General features: G+C 66.5%; 24 protein-coding genes. 5 read left to right on the top strand and 19 right to left on the bottom strand.

Translation table 11 applies throughout. The features are described from left to right. Positions 1-4: 4 nt before the first annotated feature. From QX135_RS23655 to QX135_RS23640, 4 genes are read left to right on the top strand one after another with little or no spacing between them, the layout of a single operon-like run. Entirely contained in the window at positions 5-298 is a 294-nt protein-coding gene (locus tag QX135_RS23655) for a (2Fe-2S)-binding protein (RefSeq protein ID WP_315771295.1), read from the top strand. Continuing rightward, a complete protein-coding gene (locus tag QX135_RS23650) occupies positions 291-1,685 on the top strand; it encodes an FAD/NAD(P)-binding oxidoreductase (RefSeq protein ID WP_316178423.1) in 1,395 nt (464 codons plus the stop codon). Before QX135_RS23655 ends, QX135_RS23650 begins: the two co-directional genes overlap by 8 nt. Continuing rightward, positions 1,669-2,841: an FAD-dependent oxidoreductase gene (locus QX135_RS23645; RefSeq protein ID WP_316178425.1), complete on the top strand. Its 1,173-nt coding sequence runs from the start codon at positions 1,669-1,671 to the stop codon at positions 2,839-2,841. The genes QX135_RS23650 and QX135_RS23645 overlap by 17 nt, the downstream gene beginning before the upstream one ends. Beyond that, entirely contained in the window at positions 2,838-3,884 is a 1,047-nt protein-coding gene (locus QX135_RS23640; RefSeq protein ID WP_316178427.1) for an ABC transporter substrate-binding protein, read from the top strand. The genes QX135_RS23645 and QX135_RS23640 overlap by 4 nt, the downstream gene beginning before the upstream one ends. A 177-nt stretch (positions 3,885-4,061) precedes the next feature. Here the strand turns inward: QX135_RS23640 and QX135_RS23635 are convergent, their stop codons facing one another. Next, positions 4,062-4,784 (bottom strand): pyridoxamine 5'-phosphate oxidase family protein, encoded by a 723-nt coding sequence (locus tag QX135_RS23635; protein WP_316178429.1) that lies wholly within the window; start codon positions 4,782-4,784, stop codon positions 4,062-4,064. A gap of 64 nt (positions 4,785-4,848) precedes the next feature. Between QX135_RS23635 and QX135_RS23630 the strand changes: the two genes are divergently transcribed. Continuing rightward, entirely contained in the window at positions 4,849-6,297 is a 1,449-nt protein-coding gene (locus QX135_RS23630; RefSeq protein ID WP_316178431.1) for a PLP-dependent aminotransferase family protein, read from the top strand. A 166-nt stretch (positions 6,298-6,463) separates the two neighbouring features. On the opposite strand, the gene QX135_RS23625 is transcribed toward QX135_RS23630, so the two are convergent. The 18 genes from QX135_RS23625 to QX135_RS23540 form a co-directional block, all read right to left on the bottom strand. Then, complete coding sequence (locus tag QX135_RS23625; RefSeq protein WP_315771303.1) at positions 6,464-7,042, bottom strand: hypothetical protein; 579 nt, start codon at positions 7,040-7,042, stop codon at positions 6,464-6,466. Positions 7,043-7,137: 95 nt separating this feature from the next. Beyond that, positions 7,138-7,932 carry a class II aldolase/adducin family protein gene (locus tag QX135_RS23620; protein ID WP_315736651.1) on the bottom strand — a complete coding sequence of 265 codons (795 nt, stop codon included), beginning with the start codon at positions 7,930-7,932 and terminating at the stop codon, positions 7,138-7,140. 174 nt (positions 7,933-8,106) lie between these two features. Next, positions 8,107-9,648: a galactarate dehydratase gene (garD, locus tag QX135_RS23615; RefSeq protein ID WP_316178433.1), complete on the bottom strand. Its 1,542-nt coding sequence runs from the start codon at positions 9,646-9,648 to the stop codon at positions 8,107-8,109. Between the two features lie 225 nt (positions 9,649-9,873). Beyond that, on the bottom strand, positions 9,874-11,322 hold the full coding sequence (locus tag QX135_RS23610; protein WP_315778942.1) for an aldehyde dehydrogenase family protein: 1,449 nt from the start codon (positions 11,320-11,322) through the stop codon (positions 9,874-9,876). Positions 11,323-11,376: 54 nt separating this feature from the next. Continuing rightward, on the bottom strand, positions 11,377-12,732 hold the full coding sequence (gene gudD, locus QX135_RS23605; RefSeq protein WP_316178435.1) for a glucarate dehydratase: 1,356 nt from the start codon (positions 12,730-12,732) through the stop codon (positions 11,377-11,379). Between the two features lie 156 nt (positions 12,733-12,888). After that, positions 12,889-13,833: a 5-dehydro-4-deoxyglucarate dehydratase gene (gene kdgD / locus QX135_RS23600; protein ID WP_316178436.1), complete on the bottom strand. Its 945-nt coding sequence runs from the start codon at positions 13,831-13,833 to the stop codon at positions 12,889-12,891. Positions 13,834-13,967: 134 nt separating this feature from the next. Beyond that, on the bottom strand, positions 13,968-14,870 hold the full coding sequence (locus QX135_RS23595; RefSeq protein WP_315736656.1) for a LysR substrate-binding domain-containing protein: 903 nt from the start codon (positions 14,868-14,870) through the stop codon (positions 13,968-13,970). Between the two features lie 166 nt (positions 14,871-15,036). Continuing rightward, positions 15,037-15,675: a DsbA family protein gene (locus tag QX135_RS23590; RefSeq protein WP_316178438.1), complete on the bottom strand. Its 639-nt coding sequence runs from the start codon at positions 15,673-15,675 to the stop codon at positions 15,037-15,039. After that, on the bottom strand, positions 15,672-17,786 hold the full coding sequence (locus tag QX135_RS23585; protein ID WP_316178440.1) for a protein-disulfide reductase DsbD family protein: 2,115 nt from the start codon (positions 17,784-17,786) through the stop codon (positions 15,672-15,674). Before QX135_RS23585 ends, QX135_RS23590 begins: the two co-directional genes overlap by 4 nt. A gap of 178 nt (positions 17,787-17,964) precedes the next feature. Continuing rightward, on the bottom strand, positions 17,965-18,306 hold the full coding sequence (locus QX135_RS23580; protein ID WP_315796172.1) for a hypothetical protein: 342 nt from the start codon (positions 18,304-18,306) through the stop codon (positions 17,965-17,967). 152 nt (positions 18,307-18,458) lie between these two features. Continuing rightward, entirely contained in the window at positions 18,459-19,346 is an 888-nt protein-coding gene (locus QX135_RS23575; RefSeq protein ID WP_316178442.1) for an MBL fold metallo-hydrolase, read from the bottom strand. Between the two features lie 69 nt (positions 19,347-19,415). Next, entirely contained in the window at positions 19,416-19,619 is a 204-nt protein-coding gene (locus tag QX135_RS23570) for a DUF2892 domain-containing protein (protein WP_316161567.1), read from the bottom strand. Positions 19,620-19,708: 89 nt separating this feature from the next. Further along, the gene (locus QX135_RS23565) at positions 19,709-20,377 is read right to left on the bottom strand and encodes a Crp/Fnr family transcriptional regulator (RefSeq protein WP_316178748.1); all 669 of its coding nucleotides are present in this window, start codon (positions 20,375-20,377) and stop codon (positions 19,709-19,711) included. Between the two features lie 264 nt (positions 20,378-20,641). Beyond that, the gene (locus tag QX135_RS23560) at positions 20,642-21,556 is read right to left on the bottom strand and encodes a DUF1259 domain-containing protein (protein WP_316178445.1); all 915 of its coding nucleotides are present in this window, start codon (positions 21,554-21,556) and stop codon (positions 20,642-20,644) included. A gap of 51 nt (positions 21,557-21,607) precedes the next feature. After that, positions 21,608-22,999, bottom strand: a complete 1,392-nt coding sequence (chrA, locus tag QX135_RS23555) for a chromate efflux transporter (RefSeq protein WP_316178448.1) — start codon at positions 22,997-22,999, stop codon at positions 21,608-21,610. Beyond that, positions 22,996-23,817, bottom strand: a complete 822-nt coding sequence (locus QX135_RS23550; protein WP_316178450.1) for a sulfurtransferase/chromate resistance protein — start codon at positions 23,815-23,817, stop codon at positions 22,996-22,998. The genes chrA and QX135_RS23550 overlap by 4 nt, the downstream gene beginning before the upstream one ends. Before the next feature lie 181 nt (positions 23,818-23,998). Beyond that, on the bottom strand, positions 23,999-25,060 hold the full coding sequence (locus QX135_RS23545; protein WP_316178452.1) for a nickel/cobalt efflux transporter: 1,062 nt from the start codon (positions 25,058-25,060) through the stop codon (positions 23,999-24,001). Positions 25,061-25,067: 7 nt separating this feature from the next. Next, positions 25,068-25,346, bottom strand: coding sequence for a metal/formaldehyde-sensitive transcriptional repressor (locus QX135_RS23540; protein WP_315736666.1), 279 nt, complete (start codon positions 25,344-25,346; stop codon positions 25,068-25,070). Positions 25,347-25,446 lie beyond the last annotated feature (100 nt).

Below are 25,446 nucleotides of genomic sequence, written 5' to 3'. Positions count from 1 at the left end.
CACCATGCCGCTGCTGCATCGCCTGGTTCGCAACGATAGCGCCGTCATCTCCTTCACGATCGATGGCGTGCCCTGCGACGGCCGCGCCGGCGACACCGTTCTGACGGCGGTGCTCTGTCACGTCGAATGGCTGCGCCACAGCGAGTTCTCCGCCGCGCCGCGCGCCGGCTTCTGCCAGATGGGCGCCTGCCAGGACTGCTGGGTGCAGCTCGCAAGCGGCGAGCGGCTGCGCGCCTGCACGACGCCGCTCACCGCGGGCATGCACATCGTCACGCAGCGGGGACGCAGCCATGGCTGAGCGCGCGCCGCCCCTGATCGTCGGCGCCGGTCCGGCCGGCATCCGCGCCGCGATGACATTCGTCGCCGCCGGCCTGCGGCCGGTCGTGATCGACGAGGGCCACGCCTGTGGCGGCCAGATCTATCGCCAGCCGCTGAGCCCCGACGGCCGCGATAACCGCGCGCGCTACGGCTCGGAGGCTCCGAAGGCCGCGCGGCTGCATCACGACTTTGCGGCGCTCCGTACTGCAATCGACTATCAGCCAAATACGCTGCTGTGGAATCTGCGCGACGGCGCGGCCGACATCTTGCGTGGGGGTATCAGCCAGCGGGTCAGCTATGACGGGCTCATCCTCGCGACCGGCGCGACCGATCGCGTACTGCCGATCCCCGGCTGGACCCTGCCGGGCGTGTTCACGCTCGGCGGCGCGCAGATCGCGCTCAAGGCGCAGGGCTGCGCGATCGGCCGACGCGTGGTGTTCGCCGGCTCCGGCCCGCTGCTCTATCTGGTTGCCTGGCAATACATGAAGGCCGGCGTCGATGTCGCTGCCGTGCTCGACGCGGCGCCCTTGTCTGCGAAGCTCAATCTGCTGCGCGCGTTGCCGCTCGCGCCGGGCATCGTGCTGCGTGGGTTGCGCATGGCGGTGGAGTTGACGCTGCGCGGCACTTGCGTGCGGTTCGGCGTCTCCCGGCTCCGGATCGAGGGCGAGGGCAGGGTGGCGCGCATCGTCTATCGGGCCGGTGGGCGCGAACACGCGATCACCTGCGACGGCGTTGGCTACGGCCTCGGTCTGCGCTCGGAGACTCAGGCTGCTGATCTCGCCGGCTGCGCCTTTCGCTTCGATGCGCGCGACCGCGCGCATCGTCCGGTTCGCGACGTCAGTGGCCGCAGCAGCATCGCGGGCGTGTACCTCGCCGGCGACGGCGCCGGCATTACCGGCGCCGATGCCGCTGAAGCCGCCGGCGAGCGGGCCGCGCTGGCATTGTTGGAGGATCGCGGCCAGCCGCATGATTCCATGCGCGCCGCCGTCCTCGAACATGCGCTTGCGAGGATCGACCGGCTGCGCGACGGGCTCGAAGCCGCCTTTCCCTATCCATCGCATTGGGCGGGCGACATCGCCGATGACACGCTGCTGTGCCGTTGCGAGGAGATCGATGCCGGCGCGGCGCGGTGCGCGATCAGGGATTTCTCGCTCACCGAGATCAATCGTCTGAAGGCCGTGACGCGCATCGGCATGGGCCGCTGCCAGGGCCGCATATGCGGCGCGGCCGCCGCGGAGCTCTTGGCTGCGCAGACGCGCCGCGACATCGGCGCCGTCGGCCGGCTGCGCGCGCAGGCGCCGATCAAGCCGATCCCGGTGGCCGCCAGCCTTTCCCTCGACGAGAGGCAGCATGACCCGGCGCATTGACTGCGATGTCGCGATCGTCGGCGGCGGGCTGGTCGGCAGCTCCGCCGCGCTGGCGCTGCGCGCCATGGGCTTCTCCGTCACGCTGCTCGACAAGGGCTTCTGTGGCGCGCAGGCGAGCGGCGTGAACTATGGCGGCGTGCGCCGCCAGGGCCGCCCGCCCGAGCAACTGCCGCTGTCGCAGCGCGCGCATGCGATCTGGCCGCAGCTGAGGGCGCTGATCGGCATCGACGGCGAGTTCCTGCGCTCGGGCCATCTCAAGCTCGCGCGCAATGCCGAGGACATGGCGAGCCTAGAGCGCTACGCCGCCGAGGTCGCGCCGTTCGGGCTCGCTCTCGAGCTGATCGGCCACAATCGACTGCGCGAGCGCTTCGGCATCACGGGCGGCGTCGTCGGCGGCTCGTTCTGCCCCGGCGACGGCCACGCCAATCCCCGGCTGGTCGCCACCGCCTTCGCCGCAGCGGCGCGTCGCGCTGGCGCCGAGGTGCTGGAGAACACGGAGGTCACGGGCGCCACCAGGACGTTCGAGGGCTTCGTGGTCGAGGCCGGCGACGTTACCATCAAGACACGTACGGTCATCAACAGCGCCGGCGCCTGGGCCGACGGCTTGGCGCGCGCGTTCGACGAGCCGGTGCCGCTGGAGCGCACCTATCCATCGATGATCGTGACCGAGCCGCTTGATCCATTTCTCGGCGTCAATATCGGCATCGAAGGCGGCGGCATCTATGCGCGGCAGGTGGCGCGCGGCAATGTCGTGGTCGGCGGCGAGCGCGCTGCGCCACTCGACGATCCCGACTACTCGCGCCCGCGCAGTGACGGCGTGCTTGCGATCATGCAGCGCGCCAGCGCGCTGTTTGGTCCGGTCCGCCATGCCCAGGCGATCCGGTTCTGGAGCGGCACCGAGGCGACGATGCCCGACCGCAACCCGGTGATCGGCCCGAGCGCCACGACGCCGGGACTGATTCACGCCTTCGGCTTCTCTGGCGCCGGCTTCCAGATCGCACCGGGGGCCGGCGAGGTGCTGGCCGAGCTGGTGCGCGACGGCGAGACCTCGACGCCGATCGCCCCTTTCGCCATCACCCGTTTCTCACCCGCATCGCAGCCGGGCGATGCATCTCAAGCAGCAATGACGACAGGATCGAAGGAGACCTCGCCATGATCGATGCTCGCGCCGCGCTCGGCTCAGCCCTCGCGCTCGTGCTTGCAACCGCCTCCGCGTACGCCGAAACCAAGACGCTCTATGTCGGCATGAACGGCGGCAATTTCGAGCGCACCTACACGCAGGCGGTGTTCCCGGAGTTCGAGAAGGCCAACGACGTCAAGATCGTCGTCGTGCCCGGCACCTCCTCGGAGATCCTCGCCAAGGCAATCGCGGCCAAGGACAGGCCGCAGATGCATGTGATGTTTCTCGACGACGGCGTGATGATCCGCGCCGCCGGTCTCGGGCTGTGCGAGAAGCTGAAGCCGAGCGATGGCTTGGCGCAGCTCGAGCCGTTCGCACGGCTCAAGGACGACATCGCCGCCGGCATCGACATCGGCATGACTGGCCTTGCCTACAACAAGAAGCTGTTCGACGAGAAGGGCTGGGCGGCGCCGACCTCCTGGCTCGATCTGGCCGATGCCAAATACAAGGACAAGGTCGTGTTCCAATCGGCCTCGGTCTCGACCTTCGGCCTGCACGCCTTCCTGATGTTCAACCGCATCAAGGGCGGCAACGAGGCCAATGTCGAGCCTGGCTTCGAGGCGTTTCCCGACACGATCGGCAAGAACGTGCTCGAATACATTCCGAACTCGGCCAAGATCTCAGAGATGGCGCAGACCGGCGAGGCCGCGATCTTCCCGCTGACGCCGACTGCGGTGTCGACATTGAAGGAGAAGGGCATTCCGGTGGAGTATGCCCAGCCGAAGGAAGGCTCGGTCGTGCTGATGGTCGCCGAATGCGTCATCGCCAACAACTCCGAAGCCGAACTGGCGCAGAAGCTCGCCGCCTATCTGCTGTCGCCGGAAGCGCAGGCCAAGGCGCTGGCGGCCGGCAACATCGTGCCGTCCAACACCACCGCGAAAGCCACGACTCCGGCAGCCGAGCAGAAGCTCGCGACCTTCCACGGCTACATGAAGAGCGCCGTCACGCTCGACTGGGACGTCATCAACGCCAGGCGCCCGGAGTGGAATACGCGCTGGAACAGGATGATCGAGCGGTGAGAAGAGTCGTAGGGTGGGCAAAGGCGCTCCGCGCGATGCAAAGCATCGTGCGAAGCGACGTGCCCACCGTACCCGCCACGCGTCGCGGTGAAATGGTGGGCACGGCGCGGTCAGGCAGCACGTCGCAAAAGCAACGAGTGGGCGCGCCTTTGCCCACCCTACATTGCCGCGCGTGAACTAGGGCGCCGGATAGCTCGTCGCATAGGCCTCCGTCAGCGTCTCATCGAGCCGCCGTCCAGCGCTGAAACCTGCCAGCGTCGCGGGACGGGTGACGCCCCGCAGCAAGCGGCCATCGGGCTCCGGCGGCCCGATCAGGGTGTGCACCGGAATGCGCTCGGCGTAGATCGGCAGCGCATAGTCCTCCTCATCATCGATGACGCCCGCGGCGCGGATTTTCGCCGATGCCTTTTCGATGTCCATGGTCACGACTGACGTGGCCTTGAGCTCCTGCTCCGTGGTCGGGCGCAGGCTTGCAGTGCGGCCGGGAAACAGGCGATCGACCATCATCACCAGCGCGCGCGCCTTCTCGGCCTGATCCTCGATCAGCCGGGCATGCCCGAACGCCATCACCGAGCGATAGTCGGCGGAGTGGTGGAAGGCGCTGCGTGCCAGCACCAGGCCGTCGAGATGGGTGACGGTGAGACAGGCCGGCTGTCCCTCGGACAGGCTGCGCAGCATGCGGCTGGCGCTCGATCCATGCCAATACAGCGTCGTTCCCTCGCGCCAATACAGCGTCGGCGTGCAATAGGGCTGGCCGTCGATGACATACGAGACGTGGCACAGCGTTGCGGAGTCGAGCAGGGCATGGACGGTCGCATGATCGTAGTGGGCGCGCTGATGCCGCCGCTTGACCCGATTGGTGTCGTCGACGGGATAGCTCGGCATCTGTTGCTCGGACATCGTCAGTCTCCTGTTTCCGTCGACGTCATGCCATGGCAAAGTGGTTGCCGGGAGTTCCACTTCGATGCGAAAGCAAGCAACCACTTCGCGGCGCCGCGACGACGTGCTGGCGCTGCCGATCCACCTCGACCGTGCCATCCGCAGCCAGTCGCAGCAGGTGCACGGCGCGCTGCGGAGCGGCATCGTCGATGGCCTGCTCCTGCCCGGCCTTCGTCTGCCTTCGACGCGAGGGCTTGCCGAGCAGCTCGGCGTCCGCCGCAACGCGATCGTCACAGCCTATGAGGCGCTGCTGTCGGATGGCCTGGTCGAGGCGCGCCACGGCGCCGGCACCTATGTCGCCGCCCGGCTGCCCGCACCGCAGGTCGCCGCGCCGGTCGCCGAGCTGGATGTTCGCATTCCGCCGCGTCGGCCGTTCGCGCTCGGCTACACGCTGGTCGATCCCGCGCTCTTGAGGCGACTCGCCGCAGCCAGCCGGCGCCGCATTGCCCGCGCCGCGCCCGACGAGCTCGGCTATGGCGATCCGCGCGGCAGCCTGCATCTGCGCACCCAGGTCGCGCACTACCTTGCCGCCAATCGCGGCGTACGCTGCGACCCAAGCTGCATCCTGATCGTGAGCGGCACCCAGCATGGCCTGCGGCTGTGCATCGACGCGTTGCTTGCGCCGGGCGATCCCGTCTGGTTCGAGGACCCCGGCTATGTCGCCTCGCGCCACACGTTGAGCACAACCGGCGCGAAGTTGGTCCCCGTTCCCGTCGATGATGAAGGCGTCATGGTCAGCTCGGGCGAGAAGGCGTACACGGCGGCCAAGGCCGCCTATGTCACGCCATCGCACCAGTTTCCGACCGGCGTTGCGATGAGCATGGCGCGGCGCATCGCGCTGCTCGACTGGGCGCGCAGGGCGGACGCCTACATCTTCGAGGACGACTACGACAGCGAATACCGCTTTGCCGGCCCGCCGCTGACGGCGCTGGCCGGAATCGGCGGTGAGCGCGTGATCTATCTCGGCACCTTCGGCAAGACGCTGTTCGCGGGACTGCGGCTCGGCTACCTCGTGGTGCCGTCGGCGCTGGTCGCGCGGGTCGTCGCAGCGCGCGCGGCGCAGGACCGGTTTCCGCCGGCCTTCATGCAGGACGCTCTGGCCGACCTGATGGCCGACGGCGTGCTCGCGGCCCACATGCGGCGGCTGCGTCCGCGCTACCGCCAGGCGCGCGATGTCGTCGCCGAGGCGCTCGCCAGGCATGGCAAGGGAAGCCTGCAACTGGCCGCGCCGTCGCAAGGGTTGCATCTGCTGGCGACCTTGCCGCCGGCAGCGCCGAAGGGCGCAGCGAAACTGATCCGCGACCGCGCCGGCATCGAATGCCGGCTGTTGTCGGATGCGCGGATCGTGCAGCGCGGGCCCGACGGTTTCATCCTGGGCTATTCGGGCTTTGCAGCGAAGGATCTCGCCGATGCCGCCAGGCGGCTCGGTCGCGCCACACAGGACATCCTGGGCGCTGCCGCGCGCCCGCGCTGAGCATCATCGATGCTGCATGTGTGGCCGAGCCGGGCGAGACGGATCGCAAGCCTCGGGCATCATCTGCCGCGAGAATGCGCCCTCATGTTCATGGCTGTGCGAGATGTGGTTTGGAACAGATGCGTGTCAGGCGGCCCGGATGGGCATTGTCGCACCCCCGGCGCGTTCATTCGTAGGGATTGTGCTCGGCGTTCGTCATCGTCTGGCGCACCCGGCGCAAGGTGATGGGGGTGCCGTCGGAGACGAACTGCAGCTCATAGGCGCGGCCGCCGTCGTCCTTGGCGGAGCAGGTCACGCTCGTGACCTTGAGCATCGCGAAATTGCCGACCTGACGGCACACGCCGGCCGAGCTCTTCGTCGCCGGCACCGGAATGCCATCGACCTTCGGACGATGCTTGGAATTCAGCAGCATGCGGTCGATCGGCAGTTCGTAGACGTTCTGAATCGACCTGCGGCCATTGACGCCGGAGAATGCGATGATGTGGCTCTCGTCGGCCGGATCGTCGAGCGCGACGGTGAAATGAGCCCGCCCCTTCTCGCTGTGAAAGAACGCCACCGTCTTGCACGAAAATTCGCGGCCATCGACCTTCGCGGTGCGGCAGGAGCCGGACATCAGCGCATAGAGATCGATGTCTGGCTTGTTCTCAGACGTGCTGGCAGCCGTCATCGGCGCCTGGGCCAGACAGGACGAGCCGAGGCAGAGGCCGAGCGCGACGGCGACAATGCGAGGAAAATGCAGGGACATCCGCGGCGTCAGGCCCGATGGGAGAATCAGGAATTAAGGTTCGATCAACGGATGTGTCAACTTTGCGGCAAAATGAGGTCGGTAATCGCCGGACGCTATTTGCCAATCTGCACCTTCTGCTTCCACAACACCCAGGCACGATCCATGATCACCATGTTGACGCCATCGGCCTTGGCGGCCTCCTCGGCGCTGAGATACGTCACCTCGGAGCCGAGCCCGAGTGCCTGGGCCTGAAGCTTCGCATTCACATCGGTGTAGTAGGCGCGGAACACGGCGGCCTGGACCGCCGGACCGACGGTGACGTCACCATGGCCGCGCATCAGCACCACGGACTTGTCGCCGAGCGCGGATGCGAGCGACCTGCCGATGGCGTTGTTGCGCACCAGCATGTCGGTCGCGCCGAACTCCTTGCCGATGTCCCACACCGGGGCGCCGTCGCCGAGAAAGGCCGCATTGTGATAGAGCGGCTTCAAGGGTGTACGGCTGACGCTGAAGGGGACGACGCCGGGCGAATGCGTGTGTACCACCGCGTTGACATCCGGGCGGGCCTTGTAGATCTCGGCATGGATGAAGCGTTCGAGGAAGACGGCGCGGTTCTTGGCATCGACCGGCTCGCCGTTCTCGTCGAATTCCATGATGTCATTGGCCGTGACCTGCGCCGGCGCGATCGAGCGCGCCATCAGGAAGTGGCGCGGATTGGTGGGATGCCGCGCACTGACATGGCCGAAGGCATCGACGACGCCGAGATCGGCGAGCACGCGGCTGCCGGTCGCGATGTCCTCCAGCAGTTCGCGCGGCACGCCGGGGATGGAGTCTTCGGCGCGAGAGGGGGCGGCGGAGAGGAGGAGGGCGGTGACGGCAAGCGCGGCGAAGCGGCTGAAGCTGGACATCTGGCTCTTCCTCCCGGCCTTCGTTGTCTAGGCTCGTTGCTTCAATATACGCGTCATTGCGAGCGAAGCGAAGCAATCCAGGATGGTGGTCGGGACCCTGGATTGCTTCGCTTCGCTCGCAATGACGGGGAGAGGTTTGAGCGAGGCAACTGGCATGGCAGGGTGAGCGCTCCCTCAGGTCACCGGCGCCGGATTGAACAGCGTCAGATCGTTGTGGATGCCCCAGCGGTCCGACCACGGCTTGGTGCGGCCGCTCGCAACCTCGAGGATCAGCTTGAACAGCTCCCAGCCGGTCTCCTCGATCGTCATCTCGCCGGTGGCGATGCGGCCGGCGTCGAAGTCGATCAGATCCTTCCAGCGCCGCGCCAGCTCGCTGCGGGTCGCGACCTTGATCACGGGCGCGGCGGCGAGGCCGTAGGGCGTGCCGCGGCCGGTGGTGAACACCTGGAGCGTCATGCCGGAGGCGAGCTGCAGGGTGCCGCAGATGAAGTCGGAGGCGGGCGTGGCTGCGAACAGCATGCCCTTCTGCTTGGCCTTCTCGCCCGGCGCCAGCACGCCATGGATCGGACCGGAGCCGGACTTGACGATCGAGCCCAGGGATTTCTCGACGATATTGGCGAGCCCGCCCTTCTTGTTGCCCGGCGTCGTGTTGGCGCTGCGATCGGCGCCGCCGCGGGCCAGATAAGAGTCGTACCAGTCCATCTCGCGGATGAGCGCGCGGCCGACGTCCTCGTTGATCGCGCGCCGGGTCAAGAGCTGGATGGCGTCGCGAACCTCCGTCACCTCGGAGAACATCACGGTCGCGCCGGCGCGCACCAGCAGGTCGGCGGCGAAGCCGACCGCAGGGTTGGCGGTGACGCCGGAGAACGCGTCGCTGCCGCCGCATTGCAGGCCGATCACGAGATCGGCTGCCGGGCAGGTCTCGCGCGTGCGCTTGTTGAGCTGCGCGAGGCGACGGTCTGCCTGGGTCATGATCGCCTCGACGATCGCGCCGAAGCCATCGAAGGCCTCGTCCTGCATGCGCACGATCGAGTCCTCGGTGTCCTCCGGCAGCAGCCGTTCCGGCGCGAGCTTCTCGCAGCCGAGGCCGACGACCAGGATCTCGCCGCCGAAGTTCGGGTTCAGCGCCAGGTTCTGCAAAGTGCGGATCGGCACCACGGCGTCCGGCGCCGTGATTGCGACACCGCAGCCATAGGCGTGGGTCAGCGCGACGACATCATCGACATTGGGGTACTTCGGCAGCAGCTCGCTCTTGATGCGCTTGATCGCGAATTCCAGCGTGCCCTTGACGCATTGCACCGAGGTCGAGATGCCCAGCACGTTGCGGGTGCCGACCGAGCCGTCGGCATTGCGGAAGCCCTCGAACGTGTAGCCGTCGAGCGGCGGCAGCGGCGCCGGCACGGCAGTGGAGATCTCCAGCTTGTCGAGGGCTGGGGCCTCGGGCATGTCGATGCGGGCCTCGTCGACCCATTCGCCGGCCGCGATCGCCGACTTGGCGGTGCCGATGATCTCGCCGTAGCGGATGATGGGGCCGCCCTCGGGAATGTCGACCAGCGCGGTCTTGTGCCCCTGCGGCACGAAGCTTTTCAGCGTCAGGCCATCTGGGAAGCTGGTGCCGGCGGGCAGGCCGAAATCGTTCACCACGATCGCGACGTTGTCGCGCGCGTTGAGCTTGATGATGCGGGGCTCCTGGTTGGCGACGACCTGCTGGTTCATGCTCGCTCCGTGCTGCTCCGTAGGGTGGGCAAAGCGAAGCGTGCCCACCGTCTTTCGTTCGTCTTCGAGCCGTCGGTGGGCACGGCGCTTCGCGCCTTTGCCCACCCTACAGGTCTTGGTTTCCGTCATTGCGAGCGAAGCGAAGCAATCCAGGGCCGAACAGGAGGTCTGGATTGCTTCGTCGCTTCGCGCCTCGCCATGACGGCGCTCACGATGGGCGAGGTCTCACACCGGATAGGTGTAGGCCGTCTTCACCGTCGTGTAGAATTCGCGCGCGTAGGAGCCCTGCTCGCGGGCGCCGTAGCTCGAGCCCTTCCGGCCGCCGAACGGCACGTGATAGTCGACGCCGGCGGTCGGCAGGTTGACCATCACCATGCCGGCCTCGCTGTTGCGCTTGAAGTGCGAGGCGTATTTGAGGCTGGTGGTGCAGACGCCCGCCGCGAGACCGAACTCGGTGTCATTGGCGATTGCCAGCGCCTCGTCGTAGTTCTTCGCACGGATCACGCAGGCAACCGGCCCGAAGATCTCCTCGCGGGCGATGCGCATGGTGTTGGTGGCCTCGGTGAACAGCGCCGGCTGCATGTAGAAGCCGGGCGTTTCGCGGTTCAACAACTCGCCGCCCCAGGTCAGCTTGGCACCTTCGTCCTGGCCGATCTTGAGATAGCGCTGGTCCTGCTCGAGCTGATTGCCGTCGACCACCGGGCCGATATGGGTGCCCTGCTTGACGGCGTCATCCACGACCAGGCCCTTCAGCCGCTCGGTCAGCGCGGCAACGAATTTGTCGTGGATGCCCTCGGTGACGATCAGGCGCGAAGACGCGGTGCAGCGCTGGCCGGTCGAGAAGTAGGAGCCGTTGGCGGCGGCCTCGACCGCGACCTTGACGTCGGCGTCGTCGAGCACGACGAGCGGGTTCTTGCCGCCCATCTCGAGCTGGAACTTCTTCATCGGGTTCGACAGCACGCAGGTCTGCGCGATCTTGCGCCCCGTGCCGACCGAGCCGGTGAAGGAGATCGCGGCGACGTCGGGGTGCTCGAGCAGCGTCTGGCCGACCACCGAGCCGGAGCCGACGACGAGGTTGAACACGCCGGCGGGAAGGCCGGAGCGCGCGATGATCTCGGAGAGCGCATGCGCCGAGCCGGGCACCAGCTCGGCCGGCTTGAACACCACCGTGTTGCCGTAGCAGAGCGCGGGCGCGATCTTCCAGGCGGGGATCGCGATCGGGAAATTCCAGGGCGTGATCATGCCGACGACGCCGACCGCCTCGCGGGTGATCTCGACGTCGAGGCCCGGACGTACCGAGGCGCCCTTCTCGCCGGTCAGGCGCAGCGCCTCGCCGGCAAAGAACGCAAAGATCTGCCCCGCACGCGCCACCTCGCCGATGCCCTCCGGCAGCGTCTTGCCTTCCTCGCGCGCCAAGAGGCGGCCGAGCTCTTCCTTGCGCGACAGGATCTCCGCCGAGATCTTGTTGAGCGCGTCATAGCGCTCCTGCGGGGTCGAGCGCGACCACGCCGGAAAAGCGGCCTTGGCGGCGGCGATCGCCTTCTCGGTCTGCGCGCGGTCGGCCTTGGCATATTCGCCGACGACGTCGTTGGTGTTGGACGGGTTGATGTTGCGGGTCACCCCGCTGCCGTCGACCCACTCGCCGGCAATGAAATTCTTGAGGATCGCGTTCATGTTGTTCTCCAGACTTTTGCGCGATTGCTCGGACGATCTAACCGATCGCCTCCGTCATCGCACGAGACAGGGGCGCTTGTCGTCGAAGGTCCAGCCGGGGATCAGATACTGCATTGCGACGGCGTCGTCGCGTGCGCCGAGCCCGTGGCTCTTGTACAGCGCATTGGCCTTTTCGATGGCGCCGCGGTCAACCTCGATGCCGAGCCCGGGTTGCTCGGGCACGGCAATCCTGCCGCCCTTGATCTGCAGCGGCGCCTTGGTCAGCGCCTGGCCGTCCTGCCAGATCCAGTGGGTGTCGATCGCGGTGACCTTGCCCGGTGCGGCGGCGGCCACATGGGTGAACATCGCCAGCGAAATATCGAAATGGTTGTTGGAGTGCGAACCCCAGGTCAGGCCATTGTCCTTGCAGGTCTGGGCGACGCGGACCGAGCCCTGCATGGTCCAGAAATGGGGATCGGCCAAGGGGATGTCGACCGCGCCGAGCCGCAGCGCATGGCTGAGCTGCCGCCAATCGGTGGCGATCATGTTGGTCGCGGTCGGCAAGCCCGTCGCGCGGCGGAACTCGGCCATGATCTCGCGCCCGGAGAAGCCGGCCTCGGCGCCGCAGGGGTCCTCGGCATAAGCAAGGATGCCGTGCATGTCCTTGCACAGCCGGATCGCCTCGTCGAGCGACCAAGCGCCGTTGGGATCGAGCGTGACCCGCGCCTGCGGAAAGCGCTTGGCGATCGCGGTCACCGCCTCGATCTCGGCCTCGCCTTGGAGCACGCCGCCCTTGAGCTTGAAATCGGCGAAGCCATAGGCGTCGTGCGTCGCCTCGGCCAGCCGCACGACGGCTTCAGGCGTCATCGCCTCCTGATGGCGCAGCGTATACCAGCCATCCTTCTCGCCTTCGCCGGTGGCGTAGGGCAGGTCGGTCTTCTTGCGGTCGCCGATGAAGAACAGATAGCCGAGCGCCTCGACGGATTTGCGCTGCTGGCCTTCGCCGAGCAGCGCTGCGACGGGCAGGCCGAGGTGCTGGCCGAGCAGGTCGAGCAGCGCCGACTCCACCGCGGTGACTGCGTGGATCATCACGCGCAGATCGAACGTCTGCTTGCCGCGGCCGCCGGCGTCGCGGTCCGCGAAAGTCGTGCGCATGGTGGCGAGGATGGTGTTACAGGCGCCGATGCTCTGGCCGACGATCAGGCCCTTGGCATCCTCCAGCGTCTGCCGGATCTTCTCTCCGCCGGGCACCTCGCCGACGCCGGTGTGGCCGGCATTGTCGGTGAGGATGACGAGGTTGCGGGTGAAGAACGGCCCATGCGCGCCGCTGAGATTGAGCAGCATGCTGTCACGGCCGGCGACCGGAATGACCTCCATGCCGGTGACGACCGGTGCACCGGAGATTCCTGTGCTGGTGGCTGCGTAACTCATGTGCTCCTCCGTCGTCGTCTCGTTTTGTTGTCGTCATTCCGGGGCAGCCCGTCAGGGCTGAACCCGGAATCCAGAGATTGGCTTGCGCCTCTTATCCATCAACTCCGAGATTCCGGGTTCAAGGCCTTGCGGCCTTGCCCCGGAATGACAACAAGATCACTCCGCCGCCTGCTGTGCCGAGACGGCGCCCGGCAGCGCCTTCACCAGCGCCGTCAGCTCCGCCATCTCCTCCGCGGTCAGATCGGTCAGCGGCAGGCGGACAGGACCGGAATCGCGGCCGATCACCTTCATGCCGGCCTTGATGATCGAGATCGCGTAGCCCTTCTTGCGGTTGCGTATCGCGATCAGCGGCAAAATGAAATCCTTCAATCCGGCCTGGATGGTGGCGTGGTCGCGCTTGCGCACTGCGGCATAGAAGTTCGTCGCGAACTCCGGTACGAAGTTGAACACGGCCGAGGAGTAGGTCGTCACGCCCATGTCGAGATAGGGCAGCGCGAAGGTCTCCGCGGTCGGCAGGCCACCGATATAGGTTAGGCGGTCGCCCATCCTGGTGTAAACCCGGGTCATCAGCTCGATGTCGCCGATGCCGTCCTTGTAGCCGACCAGGTTCGGGCAGCGCTCGCACAGCCGCGCCAAAGTGTCAGGCTGCAGGATGGCGTTGTCGCGGTTGTAGACGATGACGCCGATCTTGACCGACTTGCAGACCGCCTCGACATGGGCGGCGAGGCCGTCCTGCTCGGCATGGATCAGATAGGGCGGCAGCAGCAGGAGGCCGTCGGCGCCGGCCTTCTCGGCGCCAATGGCGATCTCGCGCGCGATCGCGGTGCCGTAGCCGGTACCCGCCAGCACGGGCACCCGGCCGCGGGTCTCGTGCACCGCGACCTCGACGACCTCAGGCACCTCCGCAGGGGTGAGCGAGAAGAACTCGCCGGTGCCGCCGGCGGCGAACAGGCCTGCGACCTCATAGCCGCAAAGCCAGTCCATGTTGGCGCGATAGGTGGCCTCGTCGAACGAATAGTCGGCCTTGAATGGCGTCACGGGGAAGGAGAGCAGGCCGCTGCCGATCTTCGCAGCCATTTCCGTCGGGGTCATCTTGCTCATCGTGCGGGTCCTTCACGAATGTCTTACGGAATGGCGCGGCACGGGCGCCAGAGCGCATTCTCTGGGCGCTGTCGTAGGACCAAGTTCAATGCCGGTCCAAGCCAATCACGGTATCGATTGATGCTGAGCCGGCATCAATCCTCCGCCTGCTGCACGGCGAGATTGCCGGCCAGCTCGACCAGCGCCGGCAGCAGGGGATTGTCGTGATCGCGCCGCCAGACCAGGAACAGCTCGGCCGGCGTCGGGTTGCGCAGCTTCAGCGGCCGCAGCCGGACATCAGCGATCTTCAAGCTGGAGGCAGCTTCGGGCACGATCGCAAGCCCGAGGCCGGCGCGCACCATCGCCAGGATCGAGTGGATCTGGCTCAGGTGCTGCACGTAGCGCGGCAGCACCTCTGCGCGCATGAACTGCGACACCAGGAGATCGTGGAAATAGCGCGCCTCGGTCTGCGAATACATGATGAAGTTCTGGCCGTCGAAATCACGGATCGACACGGTCTCGGCCGAGGCCAGCCGATGCCGGCGCGGCAGCGCGGCGCAGAGCGGCTCGGCGACGACGCGGCGGGTGGCGAATTCGGGCCGCGCGATCGGCGGCCGCAGCAAGCCGGCATCGATCTGGCCGGAGGCGAGCGCCTCGATCTGGTCGCCCGAGACCATCTCCTTCAGCGACAGATCAGCTTCGGGCAGCTCTGTTCGGCAGGCGGCGACGAGGTCGGGCAGGAAGCCGTAGGCCGCGGCCGCGGTGAAGCCGATCTTCAGCGACCCGCTCTTGCCGCTGGCGATGCGCTGCGCCACCTGGGCGGCGCTCTCCGCCATCTTCAGGATGCGCCGCGCCTCCGGCAGGAAGCTGCGCCCGGCCGGCGTGAGCTTCACCGAGCGGCTGGTGCGCTCGAGCAGCACCGCATCGATGATGTGCTCCAGCACCTGGATCTGCCTGGAGAGCGGCGGCTGCGTCATGTTGAGCCTCACGGCGGCGCGGCCGAAATGCAGCTCCTCGGCCACGGTGACGAAGCAGCGCAGCTGGTTGAGGTCGAACATCGATGCTTCCTCGGCATGGATAGGGCCGGTGGTGCGAGTTTGGTAGCATCGATTGGGGGCAGTGGGAATATTGGCGGGATCGTCGGCCGCGGCTTTGGCAGACGCGCCAAACTCGGCGGTTGGCGTCAGGCAGGGCCACTGCTTGACGCCCCCGTCATGCGCCGGCTCACTTGCTGGACGCAGCAGCGCGGGCATCCGCAATGGCCTGCTTGAAGGCCTGTGCATTGGGGACGCCGGGGATGCGGAAATGGCCGATGATGAAGGCCGGCGTGCCGCGGAAGCCGAGGCCCGTGGCCTGCTCGTGGTTGCGCGCAAGCACGGCGTCGATGTCGGCGCGCTTGGCCGCGAGGTCGGCCTTGGCGCGGGCGAGGTCGATTCCGGCGCCGCTGAGCGCCGCATCGACCTTGGCCTCCGACAGCTTCTCATTGAGCGAGATCAGCGCCTCATGGGCCTCGGCGAACTTGCCCTGATATCTCGCCGCCAGGGTGAGACGCGCCGCGTAGATTGAGGCGCCGCCGAAGATCGGCCAATCCTTGAAGACGAGACGGACGTGACCGTCGTCGCGAACCACCTTGGCGAGCTCCGGGCTGATCTTGCGGCAATACGGACACTGATAGTCGAAATACTCGACGATCGTGATGTCGCCATCGGCGTTTCCGACAGCGGGGATGGCGGGATCGTGCAGGATGCGCGCTTCGCTCAGAATGTCGGTGTCGTCGTCCTCGGCGCGAGCCTGGATCGGCAGGATGGCCGCAGTCAACAGCAGCAGCATGGCGATCGATGCGGTAAAGGCCTTCATGGTCATGACTTGTCGTTCTCCTGATGAGGGATGGTCGATGCGGTGTCGATGGCATCCAGCACGGTCTGCGGCGTCAGCAGTTCGGGGAGCAGGATGCCGTTGGGAGCTCCGGGGCCGTACACGATGTTGAACGGCAGGCCGTAGCGGCCGAAGGATCGGAGGTAGGTCGCGATCGCGTCGCTGGGCGAGGTCCAGTCCGCCTTGACGGCAACGACACCCGACGCGAGTCGGCTGCGCACGGCCGTGCTGTCGAGCACAAGCTTCTCGTTGACCTTGCAGGTGACGCACCAGCTGGCGCCGATGTCGACGAAGACCGTGTGGCCGGCCCGCACCTGTGCCGTGATCTCGGCGGGCACCAGCGGCTGCCAGGCGATTCCGGCCGGCCGGCTTGCGTCGTCCGGCTGCTTGACGGAGGTGGCGGCGATCAGCGCCAGTCCGATCGTGCCGGCGAGGACGGCTCCGGCGATCGTTCGCCGCAACGGGAAACGGAGCGCCGCCGTGATCAGCGCAGGGACGAGCAGCACAGCGGCGAGGATGACCGCAGTCGAGGGTCCACTGATGTCGGCGAGCACGATCAGCAGCCATAGCGCGGTCGCCGCCATCGCGGCCGCTGCGACGGCGCGCAGCTTCAGCATCCAGCGGCCGGGCCGCGGGAAGAGTGCGGCAAGGCCCGGCGCCGCGGCGAGAGACAGATACGGCGCAGCCATGCCGAGCCCAAGCGTGGTGAACACCAGCAGGATCTGCGGCGCGGCCTGCGACAGCGCAAAAGCGACGGCGGTGCCGACGAATGGCGCCGAGCACGGCGTGGCCAGCAGCGTCATGACGAAGCCGTTGATGGCATGACCTGCCATCGTCCTGCGGCTCGCAGCGTTGCCGAGGCGGCCGGCGATCCACCACGGCAGGCTGATCTCGAACAGGCCGAGCAGGTTGGCGCCGAATGCCGCGAGCACGATGATCATCGCGATGAGGAAAGCGGGCTGCTGAAACTGCAGGCCCCAGCCGACTTCGGCGCCCGCGGCCTTGAGCGCGGACAGGATGATGGCCAGGGTCACGAACGAGGCGACGATGCCGGCGGCCGTCGCCAGGAATGCCCGACGCGGCGAGGGCGCGTGTGCGGGATCGTGATCGACCAGCGAAACGAGCTTCAGCGACAGCACCGGAAACACGCAGGGCATGAAGTTGAGGATGAAGCCGCCGAGGAGGGCCACGCCGAGAATGGCCCAGATCGATGCCGCCGAAGGACGCGGTGCCGGTGTGGCTGCTTTGGCCGCAGAAGCGTGAGCAGCTTGATCGACATCCACCGGAAGCATGGCTTCTATCGATCGGTCGCCATCGACCAGGGTGACCCGCAGGCGTTGCACCGGACCGGCCCGATCGAGGCCTTGCACCGGCACGGCGATCCGTACGCCGCCGTCCGACATCGTGCTCACCTGGGGACGGCCGCTGGACACGGCGTCGTCCCCATCAAGGAAGACGTCGGGCGCGTGCAGTGGCGGCGTAGCATGCGCTTCGAGCAGCAGTTGCGGCTTTGGTTGCCGATCGATGCGCAGCGCCGTGATGGAAAGTCCGGGCGAACTCGCCCGCGGGACGCTCTGCCGCCATTCGTCGATCAGCGCCTGATCGTTCGGCCGACGCGAAACGGCGGGGATGTCGGCCTCGAGATCGGCTTCCTGCTGGGTGCAGATGACCGAGCAGACGAACAGCACGGCCTTCAGCGTGAGATGTGCGGGCGCCGCTCCATCCTCGAGCCGCACGCGCAACGGAAACAGCACGTGCTCGGCATAGCCGAACGTGTCGATATCCTGCTCGCTGAAGCGGCTCGGCGCCGGCCATTCGACGGTGACATCGGCGACGTTGCGCGAGCCGCTCCAGTCGAATTGCGGTGGTGCGCCGGCGTCGCCGGGCGAGCGCCAATAGGTGTGCCAGCCTGCATCCAGCCTGACATCCAGTCCCGCCCACGCCGTGGCCGGGCGGTCGTCTGCTCGCGTGATGTCGCCGACCAGCAGGCGCGTGTCGACGTTCGCCTGCGGCCGCAACTGACCCGCGGCGGCGGTCGTCGCCGCAAGATGGAGCAGGCCGAACAGCAATACGAGCCGGCCAAGATGACGGATGGACATGATGATCTCCCGCGCGCTGATCGCACATTGCGGTGGCCGCTGCGCCGCGCGATCCGGCGCAAGGCACGCCTAGAGACGGGCACCACGAGCCGATCCGCGTGACCCGCGATCGATGTTGGATATTCGTTCGCTCAAGTCACGGCGTTACGCTGCCCGTGAGCCGATGAGCACGGAACGGTCAGGCGTGGCGACAGGGAGGACGGTAGGGCGAGGACCCGTAGCATTGCGTCGTCAGCGCCTCGTCATAGGGGCGCCAGGACAGCGTCCGGGAGGCGGCAACCGGCTGTGCCGCAGGATTGTCGTTCGCCGGGACGGCGGTCAGACCAGCCGCGGCAAACGGACAGGTGTTGATCATGCCCGGAAGGACGGCCTTCCTGCACGGCTTGGGCGCGCTCGTGGTCGTTCGGGACCATTGAGGGGCACCGGCACCGGTGTCTGCCGTGGCAACCTCGAACGTTCCGAGCAGAGGCGCCAGACTCAAGACGAGCGCGACCAGCGCCGCCATCAGGCGGCGTGTCATCGCGGGCATCTCGAAATCAGCATGCCTCATCTTGGATCATCTGCTCCAGCTTGGACTGGTCGCGCAGACCGGCCGCTCTTGGCAACTGACATCTTCGTGACGCCGCGAACTTGCGGCCCAGGCCGGCATCGCGTGAGCAAAGCGAGTGGTTCTCAAAGTACGTTGATCGGTACCTTCAGGAATGTCTTTCCCGTCGCGTCCGCGGGAGGCAGATGTCCGGCGCGGATATTGACCTGAAGCGATGGAATGATCAGGCGCGGCATGCCGAGCGTCTTGTCGCGGGCCTCGCGAAGCGCAACGAACTCGTCCTCGGTCATCCCGTCTCGCGCGTGGATGTTGTGGAGCCGCTCCTCGCCGACGGTCGTTTCCCAGCGCACCGCGCGGCCGTTGGGGGCATAGTCGTGACACATGAACAGCCGGGTCTCGCGCGGCAGCGTTTCAAGGATCTTCCGGATCGAGCGAAACAGCGTGCGCGCATTGCCGCCTGGAAAGTCGGCCCGCGCCGTTCCCCCGTCGGGCATGAACAAGGTGTCGCCGACGAAAGCTGCATCGCCCATCACGTGCGTGGCACAGGCGGGCGTGTGACCGGGCGTGTGCATCACGAGGGCCGTCATCTGTCCCACCTGATAGGTGTCACCATCCTTGAACAGCCGGTCGAATTGGCTGCCGTCGCGGCGAAACTCCGTGCCCTCGTTGAAAACCTTGCCGAAGGTCTCCTGCACGGTCAGGATATGCTCGCCGATGCCGATCTTGCCGCCGAGCTTGTCCTGGATGTAGGGCGCAGCGGAGAGATGATCGGCATGCGCATGCGTTTCGATCAGCCACTCTGGCCGGAGTCCGTTGATCTTCACGTAGTCGATCAGCATGTCGGCGGAGCGGGTGCTGATGCGGCCGGCCGCGTAGTCGATGTCGAGGACGGGATCGACGATCGCGCAGGAATGCGATGACGGGTCCTTCACTACGTAGCTGATCGTGCTGGTGTCAGGATCGAAAAATCCGGCCACCTTCGGCTGCACGCGGAGATCGATTGGATAGGACATGGCTGCTGCTCCACGATTTGGCTCCGGGGCGGCATCGCCGCCCACGCCGCGTTTGTTGTCCTGCGCGGTCTAAGACATCGGACTGGATTTCGTTCCGCAGGTATTGATGCCGAGCATCGCGTAGGGCGGGCACCAGCCGATCAGTGCGGTGCCGAGCGGGATCAGGCCCAGAAGGCCCCACAAGGTCTGCGGCCCTACGACCGTGAGACTGAGGATGGCGAGTCCGACGATGATCCTGAGCAGCCGGTCGATCTTGCCAATGTTCCGTGTCATGTCGCGCTCCCCTTTGGCTTGCGATGATGCAGACGATAGGGCGGGATACGGCGCGCGTATGTAACTAAGTCACCAAGAGACGCCGGTTCCTAATCATGCTGGGCCAGCTGGACAAGCGCCGGTCTGTCGGTGATCTCGACGATTCCGCGAGCCATTCGCAACCAGCCGCGCCTCGCGAATTCATTGAGCTGGCGGCTGATGACCTCGCGTGCGCTGCCGAGCTCGTTGGCGAGATCCTGATGCGTTGCAACGATCTGCTGCTTTGCCCCGGCAAGCTCGAGAAGCTTCTGGGCGAGCCGCACATCGATCCGCTCGAACGCAACCTCCTCGATGATGCGGAAGAGATTGGTGACGCGGCGGCTGAACGCGGTGAAGACGAACTGACGGAATTCGCGCGAGCTGGCGATCAGCCGGTCGAACAGCGCGCGCGGGATCGCCACGGCGCGGATCCGGGTCTCCGCGATGCCCTCGGCCTGGTATTCCTCGTAGCCCATCAGGCAGGCCGTGGTCAGCGCGCAGCTTTCGCCTGCCTGGACGCGGTAGAGCACGATCTCGCGGCCGGCCTCGGACGTCTGCTGCACCCGGATGGTCCCGTCCAGCAGCAGCAGGAAGGAGTCCGGCGCCTGGCCGGGGCCGAAAATCCGGCTGCCTTCCGGAAGCTCGACAATGAGGCTGGCCTCGCGCAACTGCGCGAAGATCTCCTCCGGCAGTTGTCGCAACGGCGGGAAAGCGCTCGTCCAGTCCTGCTCCGACGACATCACGACATCCGGCTGCGCCACATCGGCGTCGTCCAGACTTGCCATAGGATCGCGCGTGGGTCGAGGGACGGGATCTGCCCCCGTCCCTAATCTTCGGCACCATGAGGGAGCTCGCATGGACTCCGGCAGCGCGTTGCCTTGCAACCGATCGGCGTCTCACGCATGCGTGGCCGTTGCAGGCGGGCCAGACCAACAGGTTGCCGCACCTGCCGGCAGAGCAAGGCCCGCGCACTCTCGGACCGCGCCTTTCCTCGCTCTTTGCTCTTAGCTCTTGGTGCTTGCCGTCTTGTCGAGCGCCGCCCGCAAACCCTTGGCGAGCTTGATCGCATCATCGTTCGCCCAGAAGTGCATGAAGAAGAGGCGGGGGTGTTCGTCCAGCATGTGGCTATGCAGCGCCGTGACCTCGATGCCGTGGGCACGGAGCGTCCGGATCACGGGGTTCACCTCCTCCCCGCTCAGCACGAAGTCACCGGTGACAGCGGCCTTGCCCGCGCCGGTCGGCTGGAAGTTGATGCCCGTCGCGACGCCCATCGCCGCGACGGGAGACAAGGATAGTCCGCCCTCGATAATTGGATCGCGTCGCGGCACGTTGAACTGATAGACCCCGCCATTGGCCTGTCCTTTGACCGCCAGGATCTGATCGAGCTGTGTCGTATCGAGATCGATGGCCGGCGGCGGCGTGGTCGGCGACGCCGCAATCGTCAACGGTGTCTTGCTGTCGGCGAGGGCGTCGCGGATGGCGGACGCGAGTTTGACCGGATCGCCGTGACCGGCGACATGCATGTAGAACGTTGCTGGGCTCGCGCGGAGCAGATGGTTGTGCACGGCGCTGATTTCGAGCCCGCCGGCGATCATCTTCGCCATTACCGGATTGACCTCTGATTCCAGCAGGACGAGATCGCCCATGATCATGGTGCCGCCATGCGCCGGCTTGAACGCGACCCAGCCGCCGAGCGCGAGCGCCGGCCTGATGGTTACGCCGTCCAGGGTCACCGCGAGATCGGTGCGCGGGAAGCCGTACCGGCGGACGTCTCCCGCCACGGATGGCTTCCGGCCCAATGTCTCGTCGACCTTCTGCCAATCGATGTCCTGTGCGCGCGCCGTCGAGACGATCGGTCCGGCGCCGTGTGCGAGGAGGCAGGCGCCGAGGCCCAACAGACTCCAGATCGTGCTTCTCATCGTTCGCTCCTTTTGGTCTGTCACTGCCCCATGTTCCGTCGCAGCGTGCTCTCAGATGACGCCCGCAAAGCGCATCAGGATGCCCGCGATGCACGAGGCGGCGAGCACGACGAGCATTCCCACGTTGAAGCGGAAAATGGCCGTAGCGGCCGCAACCGACAGGACAACGGCCGGCAGGTCGATGCTCATCGGCCGGGGCGCGTCGAATGACAGTCCAAATCCCTGGATCGGAAAGGTCTCGCGGAAGAGGGTGTGCAGCGCGAACCAGATCGACAGATTGAGAATCACGCCCACGACGGCGGCGGTGATGGCCGAGAGCGCGCCGCCGAGCGCCTTGTTTCCCCGCAACGCCTCGATGTAGGGCGCGCCGACGAAGATCCAGAGAAAGCACGGCGCGAACGTCACCCACGTGGCCAGCAGTCCGCCCAGCGTGCCGGCGAGCATGGGAGACAGCCCGCTGGCGCCGCGGAACGCGGCCATGAAGCCCACGAACTGGACGACCATGATCAGGGGACCGGGAGTCGTCTCCGCCATGCCGAGGCCGTCGAGCATCTCGCGCGGAGCAACCCAGTGATAGTACTCCGCGGCCTGTTGCGCGACGTAGGCGAGCACGGCGTAGGCGCCGCCGAACGTCACCATCGCCATCTTGCTGAAGAAGATCGCGATCTGGCCGAAGACGTCGTTCGGCCCGAGCAGGATCAGCAGTGCGAAGACGGGGACGAGCCAGATCGCGAGCCAGACGGCCGCCACGCGCAGCGTGCGCGCAGCGTTCGGACGGACGTGATCCGGCACGGCCTCGCCGAGCATGCTGTCGATCGCGCCGGCGCTCTTGCCGCCGTGCTCGAGGGCTGCGAACTCCGGCCGGCCGAGGCGGGCACCGACGAAGCCGATGACTCCGGCGGCAATGATGATGATCGGAAACGGCGCCCCGAAGAAGAAGATCGCGACGAAGGCTGCGGCCGCCAGTCCGATCATGATCCGATTGCGCAGCGCACGCTTGCCGACGCGGACGACGGCCTGGATCACGATCGCCAGCACGGCCGCCTTGAGGCCGAAGAACAAGGCTTCGACGACGCCGACATTGCCATAGGCTGCATAGATGTAGCTGAGGCCCATGATGGCGAAGATGCCGGGCAGAACGAAGAGCGTTCCTGCGACGATGCCGCCCGTGGTCCGGTGCAGCAGCCAGCCGATATAGGTCGCAAGCTGTTGCGCCTCCGGGCCGGGCAGCAGCATGCAGTAGTTCAGGGCGTGCAGGAAGCGGCTCTCCGAGATCCAGTTCTTCTCCTCGACGAGAATGCGATGCATGACCGCGATCTGACCGGCGGGGCCGCCGAAGCTCAGCACGGCCACCCGGATCCAGACGAGAAGCGCCTCGTTGAAGGAGATGCCGTGGGCGAGCTCCTCCGCGATCGGCTTCCGGGATGCTGCGACGTCCGTCATGACTTCACCGTGCTGGTCGGCCAGTTGTGCGCCTCCTTCGTGGCGTCGCGGCACCAGCGGTAGAAGGCATCATAGAGCAGCAGGCCGGCGCTCAGCTGCTCCAGATCGTCGTCATACATTCGCGATAGGCCGAGTGAAGCGGCAAGGAGGCCAGGAGCCTCGGGCGAGAGATCAAGTCGCGCCGTATCCGCGGCACGCACCAGCGTGGCGAGTCGTTCCAAGGGTGGTGTCCGCAGACCGAGCTCCTCGACCATGACGTCGAAGGTGCAAAGCTCGCCGCGGTGGCTCCAGAAGACATTCTCGATGTCGAAGGGAGTGGCTTGGAAACGCTCGGCGACGGCTTCGACTTCGGCCGGCGTCACGAACAGGAAGACCGCGGCGGGGTCGACGAAGCGACGGATCAGCCATGGACAGGCGATGCGGTCGATCTTGGGGCGTGATCGCGTGACCCAGACGGTGCGGCCGCGGTCGTCCCTGCTCGGAATTCTGTCGGCTGGCACGGTCGGGAGTTGTGCCTCTGTCCAGCCGACGTGCCCGCCCTCGAGGACCTCGGCTGCGACGTTGCTGCACCGGAGCCAGGCCGCGGTGCCTTCGCTCAGCTTCTTGCCTTTCTGGCAGATCACGACAACCGATTGGCCGGTGAAGCTCGGTGCCCATTGCTGGACGTCGAGATGGGAGCGCCTGACGGCGCCGGGGATGAGGCGTGGGTCGGCGGCGAAATCCTCGTCGACACGCACGTCGACGAGCCGTGGCGAGGTCGCCGTGCCGATCAGTCGAGACAATTTTTCGGATGATATCGAGGTGTATGATGATGACATGTTGCGCCCTTGGTGACCAGGACGCGATTCTTGGGCATGTCGCCTCGCGGGGAGATCGCACATCCCCGTAAGCGAAATAAAGCGCTCGATGGCTCGGCTGTCAACTGCCGGATGGGCCGGGAACGCCGCGGAGGTAATGCGCTGATCTCTCCCTGTCCGGCTGGATCCCGGATCGCGGGCCTCACGTGATGAATTCGTGCAGACCCAGCCACCCCGTATAGACCCCGACGAGCACGATCAGAGCCGCCGAGACGTAGGGCGCACGGTGGGCGAAGCGACTGAGCCCGCTCCAGTGCCGCTCGACGTGCCGCAGGCTAAGGGCCGCCGCGACGCCAACCGAGACCATCGTGATCGCCAGACCGATGCCGAAGCACAGCACCAGAATGAAGCCGAGGGCGAACTGCTTCAATTGGATGCAGAGCAGCAAGACGGTGATGGCGGCGGGGCAGGGGATCAACCCGCCTGTGAGACCGAAGGCGACGATCTGCGCGGTCGTGACCGTGCGTCCCGCAAAGCGCTTTCGAATGTCGTCCGCATGGGCGCGTGCGTGGGCATCGTCCTCATCGCCGAGGTCCATGTGATCGTGCCCGTGTTCCTCGAACAGGATCTCGGCAGTGTCACCCGCAAGCGCAAGCCGTGCCTTGAACGCGTGCGGCTCGGGAATCTCCTCGATGCTCTCCAGGTAATCGCTTGCGGCGCGGAAGCTGAAGCTCTGCGCGTCGCCATCTCCGCGAATGGTCGTGAGCTGGAGTTCGCCGGCCGGAGGGAGCGCGCCGGACTCGGTCCGGACTCGCCAGCGTGGCGGCACGCCGTCTTCGAAGATCTCGAGCAACAACGTACGTCCGGTCAGCACGACGGATGTCGGCGCGTCATGATGATGATGACCGTGATGTTCATTCTTATCCCGCCACGTGCGCCAGACCATCCACACGGCGATGCCGATGATGACGACGGCCGAGATCAGTTGCAGATAGGCTTCGCTCCGCGCCCCGGAGAATTCTTGGCCAAAGTGAAGCCCGGCCAGCGCGATCACCCACACGATCGCGGTGTGGGAGAGGGTTGCCGACAGGCCAAGCAGCACGGCCTGAAAAACGGTTCCTCGAATCGCGACGATGAACGCAGCCATCATGGTCTTGGAGTGACCCGGCTCGAGCCCGTGCAGCGCGCCTAGAACGATGGCGCTGGGGACGAACAGCCACGCGTTCGCGCTGCTTTGTTGCAGAAGGTGAGACAGGTCGGTCATGCGAGTGTCATTTCAGATAGGTTCGAACCACTTCGATGAGGTCCGCGGCGCCCTTGGCCTTTTCAGGGTCCTTTTCGTGCGCCGGATCGACGACATGGTGGCGGATGTGATCCTCCAGCAGCTCGGTGGTCAGGCCTCCGATGGCGCCCCTGACCGACGCCACCAGCATGAGGACGTCGGCGCAGCCCAGCTCCGCGTCCAGCGCCCGTTCCACGGCATCAATCTGTCCTTTGATGCGCCGGACGCGCGCAAGCAGCTTCGACTTGTGTTTGATCGTGTGCGACATCTCCATAAGATAGGGGGGTACCCTACAGAGGTCAACAGGACTCCGGGACCCCGACCGGTCTTTCGCCCGTGGCAGGCGCGCTTCTCGAGCCAGCCCGGCT

Origin of the sequence: Bradyrhizobium sp. SZCCHNR1098 (assembly GCF_032489375.1) — a bacterium.
Taxonomy (GTDB): domain Bacteria; phylum Pseudomonadota; class Alphaproteobacteria; order Rhizobiales; family Xanthobacteraceae; genus Bradyrhizobium.
The sequence above is the reverse complement of the archived record's forward strand: the minus strand, read 5'-3'. Positions and strand labels throughout refer to the sequence as shown.

Coding starts and splice junctions, on each gene's coding strand:
- QX135_RS23655 (WP_315771295.1), top strand. CDS start 5: ATGCCGCTGCTGCATCGCCTGGTTCGCAACGATAGCGCCGTCATCTCC.
- QX135_RS23650 (WP_316178423.1), top strand. CDS start 291: ATGGCTGAGCGCGCGCCGCCCCTGATCGTCGGCGCCGGTCCGGCCGGC.
- QX135_RS23645 (WP_316178425.1), top strand. CDS start 1,669: ATGACCCGGCGCATTGACTGCGATGTCGCGATCGTCGGCGGCGGGCTG.
- QX135_RS23640 (WP_316178427.1), top strand. CDS start 2,838: ATGATCGATGCTCGCGCCGCGCTCGGCTCAGCCCTCGCGCTCGTGCTT.
- QX135_RS23635 (WP_316178429.1), bottom strand. CDS start 4,784: ATGTCCGAGCAACAGATGCCGAGCTATCCCGTCGACGACACCAATCGG.
- QX135_RS23630 (WP_316178431.1), top strand. CDS start 4,849: ATGCGAAAGCAAGCAACCACTTCGCGGCGCCGCGACGACGTGCTGGCG.
- QX135_RS23625 (WP_315771303.1), bottom strand. CDS start 7,042: ATGTCCCTGCATTTTCCTCGCATTGTCGCCGTCGCGCTCGGCCTCTGC.
- QX135_RS23620 (WP_315736651.1), bottom strand. CDS start 7,932: ATGTCCAGCTTCAGCCGCTTCGCCGCGCTTGCCGTCACCGCCCTCCTC.
- garD (WP_316178433.1), bottom strand. CDS start 9,648: ATGAACCAGCAGGTCGTCGCCAACCAGGAGCCCCGCATCATCAAGCTC.
- QX135_RS23610 (WP_315778942.1), bottom strand. CDS start 11,322: ATGAACGCGATCCTCAAGAATTTCATTGCCGGCGAGTGGGTCGACGGC.
- gudD (WP_316178435.1), bottom strand. CDS start 12,732: ATGAGTTACGCAGCCACCAGCACAGGAATCTCCGGTGCACCGGTCGTC.
- kdgD (WP_316178436.1), bottom strand. CDS start 13,833: ATGAGCAAGATGACCCCGACGGAAATGGCTGCGAAGATCGGCAGCGGC.
- QX135_RS23595 (WP_315736656.1), bottom strand. CDS start 14,870: ATGTTCGACCTCAACCAGCTGCGCTGCTTCGTCACCGTGGCCGAGGAG.
- QX135_RS23590 (WP_316178438.1), bottom strand. CDS start 15,675: ATGACCATGAAGGCCTTTACCGCATCGATCGCCATGCTGCTGCTGTTG.
- QX135_RS23585 (WP_316178440.1), bottom strand. CDS start 17,786: ATGTCCATCCGTCATCTTGGCCGGCTCGTATTGCTGTTCGGCCTGCTC.
- QX135_RS23580 (WP_315796172.1), bottom strand. CDS start 18,306: ATGACACGCCGCCTGATGGCGGCGCTGGTCGCGCTCGTCTTGAGTCTG.
- QX135_RS23575 (WP_316178442.1), bottom strand. CDS start 19,346: ATGTCCTATCCAATCGATCTCCGCGTGCAGCCGAAGGTGGCCGGATTT.
- QX135_RS23570 (WP_316161567.1), bottom strand. CDS start 19,619: ATGACACGGAACATTGGCAAGATCGACCGGCTGCTCAGGATCATCGTC.
- QX135_RS23565 (WP_316178748.1), bottom strand. CDS start 20,377: ATGTCGTCGGAGCAGGACTGGACGAGCGCTTTCCCGCCGTTGCGACAA.
- QX135_RS23560 (WP_316178445.1), bottom strand. CDS start 21,556: ATGAGAAGCACGATCTGGAGTCTGTTGGGCCTCGGCGCCTGCCTCCTC.
- chrA (WP_316178448.1), bottom strand. CDS start 22,999: ATGACGGACGTCGCAGCATCCCGGAAGCCGATCGCGGAGGAGCTCGCC.
- QX135_RS23550 (WP_316178450.1), bottom strand. CDS start 23,817: ATGTCATCATCATACACCTCGATATCATCCGAAAAATTGTCTCGACTG.
- QX135_RS23545 (WP_316178452.1), bottom strand. CDS start 25,060: ATGACCGACCTGTCTCACCTTCTGCAACAAAGCAGCGCGAACGCGTGG.
- QX135_RS23540 (WP_315736666.1), bottom strand. CDS start 25,346: ATGTCGCACACGATCAAACACAAGTCGAAGCTGCTTGCGCGCGTCCGG.